This window comes from Kitasatospora sp. NPDC048286, assembly GCF_043201735.1.
In the GTDB taxonomy this organism is placed as follows: domain Bacteria; phylum Actinomycetota; class Actinomycetes; order Streptomycetales; family Streptomycetaceae; genus Kitasatospora.
The window spans coordinates 1-15334 of sequence record NZ_JBICZE010000023.1 but is presented as its reverse complement, the minus strand read 5'-3'; the positions used below and the strand labels follow the sequence as shown (position 1 = coordinate 15334).

11 protein-coding genes and 1 pseudogene are annotated in these 15334 nt (G+C 71.7%); 11 read left to right on the top strand and 1 reads right to left on the bottom strand.

Annotation, left to right across the window (positions count from 1 at the left end):
- Window positions 1-106 precede the first annotated feature (106 nt).
- Entirely contained in the window at window positions 107-1465 is a 1359-nt protein-coding gene (locus ACGF13_RS37100; protein WP_392883781.1) for an aspartate aminotransferase family protein, read from the top strand.
- A 77-nt stretch (window positions 1466-1542) separates the two neighbouring features.
- Window positions 1543-2745 carry a spermidine/putrescine ABC transporter substrate-binding protein gene (locus tag ACGF13_RS37095; protein ID WP_392883780.1) on the top strand — a complete coding sequence of 401 codons (1203 nt, stop codon included), beginning with the start codon at window positions 1543-1545 and terminating at the stop codon, window positions 2743-2745.
- 6 nt (window positions 2746-2751) lie between these two features.
- Here ACGF13_RS37095 and ACGF13_RS37090 read toward each other — a convergent pair whose 3' ends face one another.
- Window positions 2752-4404 (bottom strand): PucR family transcriptional regulator, encoded by a 1653-nt coding sequence (locus ACGF13_RS37090; RefSeq protein ID WP_392883778.1) that lies wholly within the window; start codon window positions 4402-4404, stop codon window positions 2752-2754.
- A 254-nt stretch (window positions 4405-4658) separates the two neighbouring features.
- Here ACGF13_RS37090 and ACGF13_RS37085 point away from each other — a divergent pair, with 254 nt between their 5' ends.
- The 9 genes and pseudogenes from ACGF13_RS37085 to ACGF13_RS37045 all read left to right on the top strand — a co-directional run bounded on the left by ACGF13_RS37085 (window position 4659) and on the right by ACGF13_RS37045 (window position 15058).
- Window positions 4659-6170, top strand: coding sequence for a gamma-aminobutyraldehyde dehydrogenase (locus ACGF13_RS37085; protein WP_392883776.1), 1512 nt, complete (start codon window positions 4659-4661; stop codon window positions 6168-6170).
- 54 nt (window positions 6171-6224) lie between these two features.
- Window positions 6225-7475 carry a spermidine/putrescine ABC transporter substrate-binding protein gene (locus ACGF13_RS37080; protein ID WP_392883774.1) on the top strand — a complete coding sequence of 417 codons (1251 nt, stop codon included), beginning with the start codon at window positions 6225-6227 and terminating at the stop codon, window positions 7473-7475.
- A 41-nt stretch (window positions 7476-7516) separates the two neighbouring features.
- Complete coding sequence (locus tag ACGF13_RS37075) at window positions 7517-8659, top strand: ABC transporter ATP-binding protein (RefSeq protein ID WP_392883772.1); 1143 nt, start codon at window positions 7517-7519, stop codon at window positions 8657-8659.
- A complete protein-coding gene (locus ACGF13_RS37070) occupies window positions 8656-9600 on the top strand; it encodes an ABC transporter permease (RefSeq protein WP_392883770.1) in 945 nt (314 codons plus the stop codon). Before ACGF13_RS37075 ends, ACGF13_RS37070 begins: the two co-directional genes overlap by 4 nt.
- Window positions 9600-10403, top strand: a complete 804-nt coding sequence (locus tag ACGF13_RS37065) for an ABC transporter permease (protein WP_224280157.1) — start codon at window positions 9600-9602, stop codon at window positions 10401-10403. The genes ACGF13_RS37070 and ACGF13_RS37065 overlap by 1 nt, the downstream gene beginning before the upstream one ends.
- A 63-nt stretch (window positions 10404-10466) precedes the next feature.
- Window positions 10467-11861 carry an NAD(P)/FAD-dependent oxidoreductase gene (locus ACGF13_RS37060; protein ID WP_392883768.1) on the top strand — a complete coding sequence of 465 codons (1395 nt, stop codon included), beginning with the start codon at window positions 10467-10469 and terminating at the stop codon, window positions 11859-11861.
- 133 nt (window positions 11862-11994) lie between these two features.
- Window positions 11995-12425 (top strand): annotated as a pseudogene (locus ACGF13_RS37055) (hypothetical protein).
- Window positions 12426-12540: 115 nt separating this feature from the next.
- Window positions 12541-13314 (top strand): nucleotidyl transferase AbiEii/AbiGii toxin family protein, encoded by a 774-nt coding sequence (locus ACGF13_RS37050; protein ID WP_392883766.1) that lies wholly within the window; start codon window positions 12541-12543, stop codon window positions 13312-13314.
- Between the two features lie 220 nt (window positions 13315-13534).
- Entirely contained in the window at window positions 13535-15058 is a 1524-nt protein-coding gene (locus ACGF13_RS37045; protein ID WP_392883764.1) for a CoA-acylating methylmalonate-semialdehyde dehydrogenase, read from the top strand.
- Window positions 15059-15334: the final 276 nt, after the last annotated feature.

The following is a 15334-nucleotide window of genomic DNA, read 5'->3' as shown; positions in this document are numbered from 1 at the left end:
CCTCTCGACCCGGGCCCACCGCCTTTGCATCCTGTCGACGGTTGGCGCGACCGGCTGACACGATGGAACTGCCCTTCGGGGACGGGCCGCCCCTAGCCTTACCGGCATGAGCATCCCCACCGCTGACTCAGCCGCCGGCCAGGCCGTCAAGGCCGCCGACCGCGCGCACGTCTTCCACTCGTGGTCCGCCCAGGCGCTGATCGACCCCCTCGCGGTGGCCGGCGCCGAGGGCTCGTACTTCTGGGACTACGACGGCAACCGCTACCTCGACTTCTCCTCGCAGCTGGTCAACACCAACATCGGCCACCAGCACCCGAAGGTGGTCGCCGCGATCCAGGAGCAGGCGGCGAAGCTCTGCACCATCGCCCCCGGCTTCGCGGTCGAGTCGCGCAGCGAGGCCGCCCGGCTGATCGCCGAGCGCACCCCCGGGGACCTGGACAAGATCTTCTTCACCAACGGCGGTGCCGAGGCCAACGAGAACGCCATCCGGCTGGCCCGGCTGCACACCGGCCGGCAGAAGGTGCTGTCCACCTACCGCTCGTACCACGGCGCCACCGCCAACGCGATCGCCCTGACCGGCGACCCGCGGCGCTGGCCCAACGAGAGCGGCGTCTCCGGAGTGGTGCACTTCTGGGGGCCGTACCCCTACCGCTCCAACTTCCACGCCGAGAACGAGGCGCAGGAGTGCGAGCGCGCGCTGGAGCACCTGGAGCAGGTGATCGCGTTCGAGGGACCCGGCACCGTCGCGGCGATCATCCTGGAGACGGTGGTCGGCACCGCGGGCATCCTGGTCCCGCCGGCGGGTTACCTGGCCGGGGTGCGGGAGATCTGCGACCGCTACGGGATCGTGTTCATCCTGGACGAGGTGATGGCCGGCTTCGGCCGCACCGGCGAGTGGTTCGCCGCCGACCACTGGGGCGTCACCCCGGACCTGCTCACCTTCGCCAAGGGCGTCAACTCGGGCTACGTGCCGCTGGGCGGCGTGGCGATCAGCGCCGAGATCGCGGCCACCTTCGCCGAGCGGGCCTTCCCCGGCGGGCTCACCTACTCCGGCCACCCGCTGGCCTGCGCCTCCGCGGTGGCGACCATCACCACCATGGCGGAGGAGGGCATCGTCGAGAACGCCAGGCACATCGGCGAGACGGTCCTCGGCCCCGGCCTGCGCGAGCTGGCCGAGCGGCACCCGTCGGTCGGCGAGGTCCGCGGCCTCGGCGTGTTCTGGGCGCTCGACCTGGTGAAGGACCGGGAGACCCGCGAGCCGCTGGTGCCCTACAACGCGGCCGGCGCCGACAACGCGCCGATGGCCGAGCTGGCCGCCGCCTGCAAGCAGCGCGGGCTCTGGCCGTTCGTCAACATGAACCGCTTCCACGTCGTCCCGCCGTGCACCGTCACCGAGGAGGAGGCCAAGACCGGCCTCGCGGTCCTGGACGAGGTGCTGTCGCTCACCGACGCGCACACTGTCTGACGTACCCAGACGTACCTACCAGGACGGCCCCGAGCACGCGCGTGCCCGGGGCCGTCCCACGCTCCGGAAGGCCGCTCATGCCCAGCCGCACCACCCTGACCCGCCGTCCCGTCGACTCCCGTGCCGTCCGCCGGCGTTCCGTGCTCGGCGGTGCCGCGCTGCTCGGCGCCGGCACGCTGACCGGCTGCGGCATCCCGTCCGCGTACGTGGCCGAGGACCGCCGCTCGGCCCCCGACCGCTCGGAGAGCGACAAGCGGCTCGTCTTCTCCAACTGGACGCAGTACATCGACACCGACGACGCGGGCGGCCGCCCGACCCTGGACGCGTTCAGTGAGAAGTCCGGGATCGAGGTCACCTACACCGAGGACATCAACGACAACGACGAGTTCTTCGGCAAGATCAGCCCGGTGCTCACCCAGGGCTCCGCCCCCGGCCGGGACCTGATGGTGATCAGCGACTGGATGGCCGGGCGGTACGTCTCGCTGGGCTGGGTGCAGGCCATGGACCGGGACAACCTGCCCAACGTCACGGCCAACCTGGACCCCCAGCTCGCCGACCCGGCCTTCGACCCCGGGCGCAGGCGCAGCGTGCCGTGGCAGTCCGGGATCACCGGCATCGCCTACAACCGCAAGGCGCTCGGCCGCGAGATCAGGTCCACCGCCGACCTGTGGGCGCCCGACCTCAAGGGCCGGGTCACGCTGTTCGCAGGGCTGGACGAGGCGCTCGGGCTGCTGATGCTCTCCCAGGGCGCGGACATCGCGAAGTTCAGCGACGACGACGCGCGCAGGGCGATGGACCTGGTGCAGAAGGCGGTCGATAGCGGCCACGTCCGGCGCTTCACCGGCAACGACTACACCAGCGACCTCGCCTCCGGCGCGGCGCTCGCCTGCCAGGCGTACTCGGGCGACGCCGTCCAGCTCACCGCCGAGAACCCGGACATCGAGTTCGTGGTGCCGGAGGAGGGCGGCGAGCTGTGGGCGGAGAGCCTGATGATCCCCAACCGGGCCGCCCACAAGCGCAACGCCGAGCTGCTGATCGACTACTACTACCAGCCCGAGGTGGCGGCCGAACTCGCCGCGTTCGTCCAGTACATCTGCCCGGTGCCGGCCGCCCGCGAGGTGCTGGCGGACAGCGGCGACAAGGAGAAGGCCGAACTCGCCGAGAACCCGCTGGTCTTCCCGACCGAGGAGATGCGCGCCCGGCTGCACACCATGCGCGACGTCGCCTCGGCCGAGCGGCCCGAGCTGCACAAGGTCTGGGGCCGCATCACCGGGGTGTGATCCGTCCTACCGGCGCACCGCGTCCAGGGCGAGCAGGGCCACGTGCAGGGAGAGGCAGGACTCCACCTGGTCGAGGTCCACGCCGAGGATCCGCTCGACCTTGTGCAGCCGGTCGTAGAAGGACGGCCGGGACAGGTGCGCGGCGTCCGCCGCGGCCGACTTGTTCCGGCCCTGCTCCAGGTAGATCCGCAGCATCTGCACCAACTGGCCGTTGTGCTCCGCGTCGTGGGCCAGCAGCGGGCCCAACTCCCGTTCCACGTACGTCTGCAGCCGGGCGTCGTCGCGCAGCAGGTGGAGCAGGCCGCGCAGCCGGACGTCCGGCAGGCGGTAGTAGGAGGAGCTGCGGCCGCCGGGCGCGTCGTGCAGGGCGGCGTCGGCGACCTGGGTGGCCTCCAGCAGGGTGCGCCGGGCGTCGCGCACCGAGCCGACCGAGGAGCCGACCGCGACCACCGGGCCGGCCGGGTCGCCGCCGTCCCGTCCGGCCTCGGCCGACATCCGGCGCAGCGTGGCCGAGAGGGAGTCCAGCGCGGCGTGCTCGTCCTGCTGGGTGCCGAGGGCGATCAGCAGGCCGACGGCCTCGTCGTCGAGCGCGCCGACCAGCGCGGTCAGCCGGCAGGCCCGGACCGCGCCGGCGGCCAGCTCGGTGAAGTCGCGCAGCCGGGCCTGGGCCTCCAGCGCGGCCGGGATCGGCCCGCGCCGCTGTCGCAGCACCACGCCGACCAGCCGGCGGCCCTCCAGCGGGATGCCGAGGGCCTGGGCGCGCAGGGCCGCCTCGGAGACGGTCAGCGCGTGGGTGAGGATGCCGGACAGCAGGGTGCGGTGGGTCTGCCGCTCCAGGCTCTCCCGGTCGCGCACCACCAGCCGGTTGAGCGCCAGCGCGGAGGCGCCGCGCTCCAGCAGCATGGTGTGCGGGTGGGGCTCGCCCTCGGGCAGCGGGCCGGGCTCCTGCACCAGCACCAGGCGGCCCCAGTCCTGGCCGCGGGCGCCGACGGTGGTGACCAGCCAGCCGCTGCGCGGGTCGTGGCCGGTGCGCCCGGCCGGGCGGACCCCGCGCGAGCGGCGCTCCCAGTCCTCCAGCACCTCGGCCTCGGGGCGTCCGGCGGCGTCGTGGGCGAGTACCTGGTGGGCCAGGTTCTCCAGGACGACCGGGGCGCCGGCCATCCGGGCCACCTGGCGGATCACCTCGGGCGGCTCGGCTCCCTCCACCACCAGCTCGTTGAAGACCTGGTGGACCGACTCGGAGACCCTCAGCTGCTCCAGCTGGGCGTTGACCACCAGGGCGTGCACGGCCTCGGTGACGGCGACGAAGCGCAGTTCGCGGCGGAGCGTGATCAGCGGCAGCCCGCGCTGCTCGGCGGCGTTGACCAGAGCGCGGGGGAGCGAGTCGAAGTAGCGCCGCCCGAACTCGACGACCAGGCCGGCCACCCCGACCTCGTCCAGCTCGCGGACGTAGCGGGCCAGGCCCTCGCGGTCCTCCGGCAGGGCGATGCCGGTGGTCAGCACCAGCTCGCCACCGCGGAGCATCCCGGCGACGTCGGGCAGCTCGCTGACGTGGACCCAGCGGACCGGCCGTTCCAGGTGGTCGGCGCCGGCCACCACCTGGGGCAGGCCGCGCCGCATCACGTCCAGGTCGAGGATTCGGGCGACGGTGGGGAGCATCGCGGGCCTCCGGAGGCCGTGTGGGGACCGGAGCGGGGGCTCCGGGTGATCAGGGTGTCAGGTAAATCATCCATCCCCCAGACGACCTGTCGCCCTGCCTGCACCCTTGCACCCTGTAAGGCCCTTCGCGTCGAGGTTGTCGAAGTGACCCTTGTCACGTCAACCTCCCAGCAGGCAAGGTCAGCGGGACCGCAGACCCCCAGCGCGGACGCGTGACCCCGCAGCGGTCGAACCACGGCACTTGGAGGAACCAGATGGACCTGACCGACTTCGGCCCGGGCGCGCAGTACATTGCGGGCCGCCAGACCCGGGGGAGCGGCGAACCCTTCCAGGTCGTCAACCCCGCCGACGGCAGCGTGGTCGAGCAGGTCGCGCTGGCCACCACCGAGGACGTGGACACCGCCGTCGCCGCCGCGAAGGCCGCCCTGCCCGGCTGGTCCTCGGCCACCCCCGGCGCGCGGTCCGAGGCGCTCACCAGGCTGGCCGCCGTCCTGGCGGGGGCGGCCGACGACCTGGCCCGGGTGGAGACGGCGCAGACCGGCAAGCCGGTCAAGCTGGCCACCGAGTTCGACGTGCCCGGCACGATCGACAACGCCGCCTTCTTCGCCGGCGCCGCCCGCAACCTGGAGGGCAAGGCGGCCGGCGAGTACTCCGGCGACCACACCTCGTACGTGCGGCGCGAGGCGGTCGGCGTGGTCGGCTCGATCTCGCCGTGGAACTACCCGCTGCAGATGGCCGCCTGGAAGATCCTCCCGGCGATCGCCGCGGGCAACACCATTGTGCTCAAGCCGGCCGAGCTGACCCCGCTGACCTCGGTGATGTTCGCCCGGGCCTGCACCGCCGCGGGCATCCCGGACGGCGTGGTCAACGTGGTCACCGGCGCCGGGCGCACCGCCGGCGAGCACCTGGTCGGGCACCCGGACGTCGCGATGGTCTCCTTCACCGGCTCCACCGGCGTCGGCAGGCGGGTCGCCGAGATCGCCACCGCGAGCGTCAAGCGCACCCACCTGGAACTCGGCGGCAAGGCCCCGTTCGTGGTCTTCGACGACGCCGACCTGGACGCCGCCGTGCACGGAGCGGTCGCCGCCTCGCTGATCAACGGCGGCCAGGACTGCACCGCCGCCACCCGCGCCTACGTCCAGCGCCCGCTGTACGACGCCTTCGTGGCCGGGGTCGCCGAGCTGTACGCCGCGATCCGGGTCGGCGACCCGCTGAACCCGCACACCGACCTCGGCCCGCTGGTCTCGTACGCCCACCGGGACCGGGTGGCCGGCTTCGTGGAGCGCGCCCGCTCGTACGCCACCGTGGTCACCGGCGGCCGGCCCGCGGAGAAGGGCCACGACGGCACCGATCTCACCCGCGGCGCGTACCACCTGCCCACCCTGATCACCGGCGCGGCCCAGGACAGCGAGGTCGTGCAGGGCGAGATCTTCGGCCCGGTGCTGGTCGTGCTGCCCTTCGACGGCGACGACGAGGGTCTGCGGCTGGCCAACGACACCCCGTACGGCCTGGCCGCCTCCGCCTGGACGAGCAACGTGCACCGCTCGCTGCGCGCCACCCGGGAGATCGCGGCCGGCTGCGTCTGGGTCAATGACCACATCCCGATCATCAGCGAGATGCCGCACGGCGGCTACAAGGCGTCCGGCTACGGCAAGGACATGTCCCAGTACTCGCTGGACGAGTACACCCAGGTGAAGCACGTCATGTTCGACACCACCGCGGTGGCCCGCAAGGACTGGCACCGCACCGTCTTCGGAGACAGATAACCCCCGGCCCAAGCGGGTGCCCCCACACCCCATCTCCCCCAGGAGGCCCGTTCCATGGCGTTCAACGAGCTCACCGACGGTCTGCCCGAACCGGTCCGAAGGGCCTGGGAACGCAGCCTGACCAGTGGTCGGGCCGCGCTCGGCCGCCGCACCCTGCTGCGCGCCGCCGCGCTGACCGCCGGAGCGGGCACCCTGGCCGCCTGCGGCATCCCGGCGGCCCCGCGGGCGACCGGCGACTCGACCGCGAACGCCGCCAAGGACCTCTCCGAGACGCAGAAGGAGGTCGACTTCTCCAACTGGCCGCTGTACATCGACACGGACGAGAAGGACAAGGAGAAGCACGGCACCCTGGACGCCTTCACCGAGGCCACCGGCATCAGGGTCAAGTACAACGAGGACGTCAACGACAACGTCGAGTTCTTCGGGAAGGTCAAGCCGCAGCTCGCCTCCGGCCAGGACACCGGCCGCGACCTGATGGTGCTCACCGACTGGATGGCCGCCCGGCTGATCCGGCTGGGCTGGGCGCAGAAGCTCGCCCCGGCGAACGTCACCACCGCGATCACCAACATCGACGCGCGCTTCCGCGCCCCCGACTGGGACCCGGGTCGGCTCTACTCCTACCCGTGGGCCGGCATCCAGACCGTCGTCGCGTACAACCGGAAGGCGACCAAGGGGAAGCAGGTCACCAGCGTCTCCCAGCTGCTGGACGACCCCGACCTCAAGGGCCGGGTCACCTTCCTCTCCGAGATGCGCGACAGCATCGGGATGGTCCTGCTGGACCAGGGCAAGGACAGCGCGAAGTTCACCGCCGACGACTACGACGGCGCGGTCGCCCGGCTGCAGAAGGCCGTCGACAGCAAGCAGATCCGCCGGTTCACCGGCAACGACTACGGCCAGGAGCTGTCGGCCGGCGACATCGCGGCCTGCATCGCCTGGGGCGGCGACCTGATCCAACTGCGGGCCGACAACCCGGACATCGAGTTCGTCATCCCGGAGAAGGGCTACATCGCCTCGACCGACAACATGCTGGTCCCGGCCAAGGCCCGGCACAAGACGAACGCGGAAAAGCTGATCGACTTCTACTATCAGCCGAAGATCGCGGCGCAGCTGGTCGCGGGCATCGGCTTCGTCTCCGCCGTCACCGGGATGAAGGACGAGCTCGCCGGCATCGCCCCGGAGACCGCGGCCAACCCGCTGGTCGTACCCACCCCCGAGATGGCGGTCAAGGCCCACGTGTTCCGCACTCTCTCCGAGAGCGAGGAGAGCGACTTCGAGCAGAAGTTCTCCAAGCTCATCGGCGCCTGACCCCCGACTCCCGGCAGAGAAACCCAGGAAGACACCACCCCATGACAGACCAGCAGCGCGACGCGGCCGCCGGCGGCGACGTCCGGCTCACCGGCATCGGCAAGACCTACGGCTCCTTCACCGCCGTCCAACCGCTCGACCTGACCGTCCCGCAGGGCTCCTTCTTCGCCCTGCTCGGCGCCTCCGGCTGCGGCAAGACCACCACCCTGCGCATGATCGCCGGCCTGGAGGAGCCCACCACCGGCACCGTCCTGATCGGCGGCCAGGACGTCACCGCCCTGCCCCCGTACAAGCGGCCGGTGAACACCGTCTTCCAGAGCTACGCGCTCTTCCCGCACCTGGACATCTTCGAGAACGTCGCCTTCGGCCTGCGCCGGCGCGGCCGGAAGGACGTCAAGAAGCAGGTCGACGAGATGCTGGAGCTGGTCGAACTCGGCCAGTACGCCCGGCGCAAGCCGCACCAGCTCTCCGGCGGCCAGCAGCAGCGCGTCGCGGTCGCCCGCGCGCTGATCAACCACCCCCAGGTGCTGCTCCTGGACGAGCCGCTCGGCGCGCTCGACCTCAAGCTCCGCCGCCAGATGCAGCTGGAGCTCAAGCGGATCCAGACCGAGGTCGGCATCACCTTCGTGCACGTCACCCACGACCAGGAGGAGGCCATGACCATGGCCGACACCATCGCGGTGATGAACGGCGGCCGGGTCGAGCAGCTGGGCGCCCCCGCCGAGCTGTACGAGAACCCCGCCACCACCTTCGTGGCCAACTTCCTCGGCCAGTCCAACCTGCTGCCCGCCGAGGTCACCGGCGCAGACGGCGGCGACCTGCTGCTCAGCGCGGCCGGCGCCCGCCTCACGGTGCCGAAGGCGCGCTGCGCCACCGACGCCAAGCGCGTCCACCTGGGCGTGCGCCCGGAGAAGATCACCATCACCCACGCCTCCGAGCAGGTCGCCGACGGCCGCAACCGGCTGACCGGCACCGTGCTCGACTCCAGCTTCATCGGCGTCTCCACCCAGTACGTGGTGCGCACCGACGGCGGCCAGGAGGTCACCGTCTTCGAGCAGAACATGGAGCGCGACGCCCGGATCGTCCCCGGCGCCGCCGTCCGACTGCACTGGAACCCGGCCCACTCCTTCGCCCTGGACGCCGCGCAGGCGATCGACGCGGGCACCGCGGAGGAGGCCGCATGACCGCCACCGCCCCGGCCGCGCCGCCCCAGGCGATACCCCCCGACGGCGGCCCCCGCACGGAACCGGGGGCGAAGCCCAGGCGCAAGCTCACCCCGTACTGGCTGCTGCTGCCCGGCATCGCCTGGCTGGTGATCTTCTTCGCCGTCCCGATGCTCTACCAGGGCTCGACCTCGCTGCAGACCGGCTCGCTCGAAGAGGGCTTCAAGGTCACCTGGCACTTCTCGACCTACTGGGACGCCCTGGTCGAGTACAAGTGGCACTTCCTGCGCTCGTTCTCCTACGCGGCCGTCGCCACCGTGCTCTGCCTGGCCGTCGGCTACCCGCTCGCGTACACGATCGCCTTCAAGGCGAGCAAGCGCTGGCGCAACGTCATCCTGATCCTGGTCATCGCGCCGTTCTTCACCAGCTTCCTGATCCGCACCCTGGCCTGGAAGACCATCCTGTCCGACGGCGGCCCGGTGGTCGGCGCGCTGAACGCGCTGCACGTCCTGGACGTCACCAACCTGCTCGGCCTCACCGACGGCGACCGGGTGCTGGCCACGCCGCTCGCGGTGGTCTGCGGCCTCACCTACAACTTCCTGCCGTTCATGATCCTTCCGCTGTACACCTCGCTGGAGCGGATCGACCCGCGCCTGCACGAGGCGGCCGGCGACCTCTACGCCCGGCCGTTCACCACCTTCCGCAAGGTCACCTTCCCGATCTCGCTGCCGGGCGTGGTCGCGGGCACCCTGCTGACCTTCATCCCGGCCTCCGGCGACTACATCAACGCCCAGCTGCTGGGCTCGCCGAGCGAGCAGATGGTCGGCAACGGCATCCAGAAGCAGTTCCTGAACGTGCTCGACTACCCCACGGCGGCCGCGCTGAGCTTCATCCTGATGGCCCTGATCCTGGGCATGGTGACGGTCTACATGCGCAAGGCCGGGACGGAGGATCTGGTCTGATGTCCCGGATGTTCAAGTGGATCCGCGCCCACCTGGTGGTGCTGGCCGGCCTGCTGGCCCTCGCCTACCTGGTGCTGCCCAACCTGGTCGTGCTGGCCTTCTCGTTCAACAAGCCGGTGGGCAAGTTCAACTACGAGTGGAACGAGTTCTCCACCGACGCCTGGACCAACCCCTGCGGCGTCGCCGACATGTGCCAGTCGCTCTCGCTCAGCCTGCAGATCGCGGTGCTCGCCACCATCGGCGCCACCGTGCTCGGCACCATGGTCGCCTTCGCGCTGGCCCGCTACCGCTTCCGCGGCCGCTCGGCCACCACCGCGATGATCTTCCTGCCGATGGCCATGCCCGAGGTGGTCATGGCCGCCTCGCTCGGGACGCTCTTCCTCAACATGCGCATCCCGTTCGGCTTCACCACCATCCTCATCGCGCACATCATGTTCTGCCTCAGCTTCGTGGTGACGGCGGTCAAGGCGCGCGTGATGAGCATGGACCCGAGGCTCGAACAGGCCGCCCAGGACCTCTACGCGACCCCCACCCAGACCTTCCTGAGGGTCACCCTGCCGCTGGCGGCGCCCGGCATCGCGGCGGGCGCGCTGCTCAGCTTCGCGCTCTCCTTCGACGACTTCATCATCACCCAGTTCAACTCGGGGCCGACCACGGTCACCTTCCCGATGTTCGTCTGGGGCGCCTCGCAGCGCGGCATCCCGGTGCAGGTGAACGTCATCGGCACCGCGATGTTCCTCGCCGCCGTCGTGCTGACCGTCGTCGGCCAGTGGCTGGGCAACCGTCGGAAGGCCACCGCCTGACGTACGGTCGACAGCGGTGGCACGCACAACCATCACCTATCCGTAGAAAGTGGCTGATAATGCATGGATTCCGCCCGCGCACTCAGTGACGCCAGGCCCACCCCCTTCTGGCTGGAGGATCCCGGCCGGCCGGCGGCGCTGCCCGCCCTGGTCGGCGACACCACCTGCGACCTGCTGGTCGTCGGCGGCGGCTACTCCGGCCTGTGGACCGCCCTCATCGCCAAGGAGCGCGACCCCTCGCTGGACGTCGTGCTGGTCGAGGGCAACGAGGTCGGGTGGGCCGCGTCCGGGCGCAACGGCGGATTTTGCGCGGCCAGCCTCACCCACGGCTTCGGCAACGGCCTGGACCGCTGGCCGTCCGAACTGGCCCAGCTGGAACGCCTCGGTGCCGCCAACCTCGACGGCATCGAGGCCACCCTCAAGCGCTACGGCATCGACGCCGAGTGGGAGCGCACCGGCGAGATCGACGTCGCCACCCAGCCCCACCAGGTCGAGGAGCTCCACGAGGTCGCCGAGGCGGTCGCCCGGTACGGCCTCGACATCACCGTCCTGGACGCCGACCAGGTGCGCGCCGAGGTGAACTCGCCGACCTTCCTCGGCGGGCTCTGGGACAAGGAGGGCGTGGCGATGGTCCACCCCGCCAAGCTCGCCTGGGGCCTCAAGGACGCCTGCCTCGGCCAGGGCGTGCGGATCTTCGAGCACACCCGGGCCACCGACCTGCGGGAGCACGGCAGCGGCATGGCCGTCCGCACCCCGTACGGTCGGGTCTTCGCCCGCAAGGTCGCGCTCGGCACCAACGTCTTCCCGTCACTGCTCAAGCGGGTCCGCCCGTACGTCGTCCCGGTGTACGACTACGCGCTGATGACCGAGCCGCTCAGCGACGAGCAACTCGCCTCGATCGGCTGGCGCGGGCGGCAGGGCCTCGGCGACAGCGCCAACAAGTTCCACTACTTCCGGCTCTCCGCCGACAACCGGATCCTCTGGGGCGGCTACGACGCGGTCTACCACTTCGGCGGCCACGTCCGGCACGAGTACGACCAGCGGCCGGAGACCTTCCGCACCCTGGCCAACCACTTCTTCCGCTGCTTCCCGCAGCTGGAGGGCCTGCGCTTCACCAACGCCTGGGGCGGCGCGATCGACACCTGCAGCCGGTTCTCGGCGTTCTTCGACACCGGCTACCGGGGTAAGGTCGCGTACGCGGTCGGCTACACCGGGCTCGGCGTCGGCGCGACCCGCTTCGGCGCCGAGGTGATGCTCGACCTGCTCGCCGGCGGGCGCACCGAGCGCACCTCGCTGGACATGGTGCGCAGCAAGCCGCTGCCGTTCCCGCCCGAGCCGGTGCGCTGGGCCGGGATCGAGATCACCACCCGGTCGCTGGAGCGGGCGGACCGCAACGGCGGCCACCGCAACCTCTGGCTGCGCACCCTCGACCGGATGGGGCTGGGCTTCGACAGCTGAAGTGCCCGCACCCGCAGTCGGGTGCCCCCAGTCGTGTAATCGGGACCCGCCGTCCGCCTCTCCCTGGTGACGGCGGGTCTCGTTCATCCCGCCGTCTCCGAACAGTACGAACGGCGAGAAGCGGGGACACGACATGGAGACCACCGGACTGCACTGGCTCGCCCAGGTGGCACCGGACCCGGAATCCTTCCGGGAGCAGTGGGAGCGCAGCGGGCTCGGCCTGGTGCTGCTGCCGGCCGGCCGGCGCTGGGACGTCCTCTCCGTCCCCGGGCGGCTCGGCCGCCCGGCCCTGGAGGTCCTGGACCCGCGCACCCGCGGCCCGGTCCTCACCGACTTCGGGGGCGAGCAGCTGAGCTTCCTGGTGCCCGTCGGCACCGCGGCCCACTGGATCGGCACCGGCGTGCGCGGCGCCGGGGAGGGCACTTGGATCGTCGTCCCGCCCCCGAGCGCAGCAGCCCGGGCGTGCGCTGGCTGGTCCCGCCCGACGGCTCCGGGCGGCTCAACGACCCGGTGCTGCTGGAGCTCGCCCTGCACGAGGCGGCGGCGAGGCTCAGCGGCTGGTGAGCCGCGGGGCGTCCGGGGGCATCCCTGGGCGCTCGACGGTGGCGGCGCGTGGGGGAACCTCGGGGCGCGAGCCGGCGGCGGCGCGCGGAGCGGGCGGCCGCGTCAGACTGGAGGCGTGACCACCGTCCCGCACGCCGTCGACGCGCCCCTCCGCCCGGGCGCCGCCCAGCTGCGCCTGGCCGCGCCGGCCGCACCCGTCTGCGACCGGTACGGCCTCGCCCTGGCCGGTGGGCACGCGCTGCGCGCCCACGGTGTCGCGGCCTGCCCGCAGGACGGGCTGACCCTGGCGACCGGCGGCGCCGACCTGCCGGAGGCGGCCGCCGCGCTGGGCGAGGCGTACCGGGCGGCGGGCGGCGGGGCCGTCGACCGGCCGGGCACACCTCGACTGGAGCAGCTCACCGTCCGGCTGGCGCTCGGCGGACGGTCGCACTCGGTGGAGCTGCGCAAGGAGCCGCTGGGCCACCGCCCGGTCCGGCTCGACTTCGGTGCGCCCGGACCGGACGAGCCGCCGCTGGTGTTGCCGGTCGTCGCCCTGGAGGACGCGGCCGCGCTGACCACCGTGCTGCTCGTGGACCGGGGCATGCCGCGCGACCTGATCGACGTGCACGCCCTCACCCGCTGCTACCGGGAGGGTGAACTGCTCGCGCTGGCGGGGGAGTTGGACCCGGACTTCCAGCCCGCGGCGCTCGCCGAACGGCTGGAGACGCTCGCCGAGGCGGCGGACGGGCGGTTCCGCGCCCGGGGTGTCCCGGCCGGGGAGGTGGACGAACTCAAGCGATGGGCGCTGGCCTGGGCACAGGACCTGCGGCTGGACCTGTTGGAGACCCAGGAGGCGGCGGACGGGCTGCATGACCCGTACCTGGAGGAGCCGGAGGACGGGGAGTCCTGAGGCCCCGCCGCGGGTCCACTCGTTCGGCCGAGCGACCGGACGACCTGTAAGGCTGAATCCACGATCCCCGTCAGCCTGTTCGTTGAGCCGGGCCGGAGCGGCCACCAGACTGGGAGACGAGCGCGGTAGCCCCGTGATTTCCGTCGCCCGGCCCACCCGCGGCGGCGCCAGACCGGACCGGTGGCAGGACGCCGCCCGGGACTTCGGAGGCAGACGGACCTTGAGCAAGCACATCATTCACTGGATCGGCGGCAAGCCGGTCGCCACCGCCGGTGCGGCCCCCCGTCGCGGTGAGATCTTCGACCCGGCCACCGGCCAGGTCGCCGGACAGGTCGACTTCGCCGAGATCGCCGAGGTCGACCAGGCGGTGGCCGCCGCCGCCGCGGCCTTCACCGAGTGGCGCACCGCCTCGATCGCGAAGCGGACGACGGTGCTCTTCGCCTTCCGCGAGCTGCTGAACGCCCGCCGCGACGAGCTGGCCTCGATCATCGTGGCGGAGCACGGCAAGGTGCACTCCGACGCGCTGGGCGAGATCGCCCGTGGCCTGGAGGTCGTGGAGTACGCCTGCGGCATCCCGCAGCTGGTCAAGGGCGGGTTCACCGAGCAGGCCTCGACCGGCGTCGACGTCTACTCGATCCGCCAGCCGCTCGGCCCGGTCGCGATCATCTCGCCGTTCAACTTCCCGGCCATGGTGCCGATGTGGTTCTTCCCGATCGCCATCGCGGCCGGCAACACCGTCGTGCTGAAGCCCTCGGAGAAGGACCCGTCCGCCGCCAACTTCCTCGCCGAGCTGTGGAAGGAGGCCGGCCTGCCGGACGGCGTCTTCAACGTCGTGCACGGCGACAAGGTGGCCGTCGACCGCCTGCTGGAGCACCCGGACGTCAAGTCCGTCAGCTTCGTCGGCTCCACCCCGATCGCCCGCTACGTCTACGAGACCGGCACCCGCTACGGCAAGCGCGTGCAGGCCCTGGGCGGCGCCAAGAACCACATGCTGGTCCTGCCGGACGCGGACCTCGACCTCGCCGCCGACGCCGCCGTCAACGCCGGCTTCGGCGCGGCCGGCGAGCGCTGCATGGCGGTGTCCGTGCTCGTTGCGGTCGACCCGATCGGCGACGAGCTGGTCGACAAGATCAAGCAGCGGATCGCCACCCTGAAGGTCGGCCCGGGCTGCAACGGCGACTCCGAGATGGGCCCGCTGGTCACCGGCCAGCACCGGGACAAGGTCACCTCCTACGTGGAGTCCGGGGTCGCCGACGGCGCCGAGCTCGCCGTGGACGGCCGCAAGCACCCGGTCACCGCCGAGGACAGGAACGGCTCCCCGACGGCCGACGGCTTCTGGCTCGGCCCCACGCTGTTCGACCACGTGAAGCCCGGCATGTCCGTCTACAACGACGAGATCTTCGGCCCGGTCCTCTCGGTCGTGCGCGTCGCCTCGTACGAGGAGGGCCTGGCGCTGATCAACGCCAACCCGTACGGCAACGGCACCGCCCTCTTCACCAACGACGGCGGCGCGGCCCGGCGCTTCCAGTTCGAGGTGGAGGTCGGCATGGTCGGCATCAACGTGCCGATCCCGGTCCCGGTCGCCTACTACTCCTTCGGCGGCTGGAAGGCCTCCCTGTTCGGCGACGCCCACGCGTACGGCCAGGACGGCGTCCAGTTCTTCACCCGGGGCAAGGCCGTGACCCAGCGCTGGTTGGACCCGTCGCACGGCGGCATCAACCTGGGCTTCCCCACCAACAGCTGATCCGCACGGCTCCACCGGCCGGACCCCTCTCCCCGGGGTCCGGCCGGCCGTCTTTGCACGACGTTTGCATCCGGGCGCGGAAGCGCGTACAGTTCTTCGAGCTGCCTGGCAGGGAGCACCGGACACGCATTGCGCGGACGGTCCCGGGGCAGCCAATCCTCTGAAACACCACTTCCGGTTTGTGCCGGTCGTTTCGCTTTTTCGCGTGACGGCCTGGGGCTTATTCGGTGTGCTCGTTTTATCGGGTTGCGGTCGGATTCGCTTTTCGGAGCGGGG

What these genes read in the sequence shown, in the direction of transcription:
- ACGF13_RS37100 (WP_392883781.1), top strand. Translation starts at nt 107, where the DNA reads ATGAGCATCCCCACCGCTGACTCAGCCGCCGGCCAGGCCGTCAAGGCC.
- ACGF13_RS37095 (WP_392883780.1), top strand. Translation starts at nt 1,543, where the DNA reads ATGCCCAGCCGCACCACCCTGACCCGCCGTCCCGTCGACTCCCGTGCC.
- ACGF13_RS37080 (WP_392883774.1), top strand. Translation starts at nt 6,225, where the DNA reads ATGGCGTTCAACGAGCTCACCGACGGTCTGCCCGAACCGGTCCGAAGG.
- ACGF13_RS37060 (WP_392883768.1), top strand. Translation starts at nt 10,467, where the DNA reads ATGGATTCCGCCCGCGCACTCAGTGACGCCAGGCCCACCCCCTTCTGG.
- ACGF13_RS37065 (WP_224280157.1), top strand. Translation starts at nt 9,600, where the DNA reads ATGTCCCGGATGTTCAAGTGGATCCGCGCCCACCTGGTGGTGCTGGCC.
- ACGF13_RS37090 (WP_392883778.1), bottom strand. Translation starts at nt 4,404, where the DNA reads ATGCTCCCCACCGTCGCCCGAATCCTCGACCTGGACGTGATGCGGCGC.
- ACGF13_RS37085 (WP_392883776.1), top strand. Translation starts at nt 4,659, where the DNA reads ATGGACCTGACCGACTTCGGCCCGGGCGCGCAGTACATTGCGGGCCGC.
- ACGF13_RS37070 (WP_392883770.1), top strand. Translation starts at nt 8,656, where the DNA reads ATGACCGCCACCGCCCCGGCCGCGCCGCCCCAGGCGATACCCCCCGAC.
- ACGF13_RS37075 (WP_392883772.1), top strand. Translation starts at nt 7,517, where the DNA reads ATGACAGACCAGCAGCGCGACGCGGCCGCCGGCGGCGACGTCCGGCTC.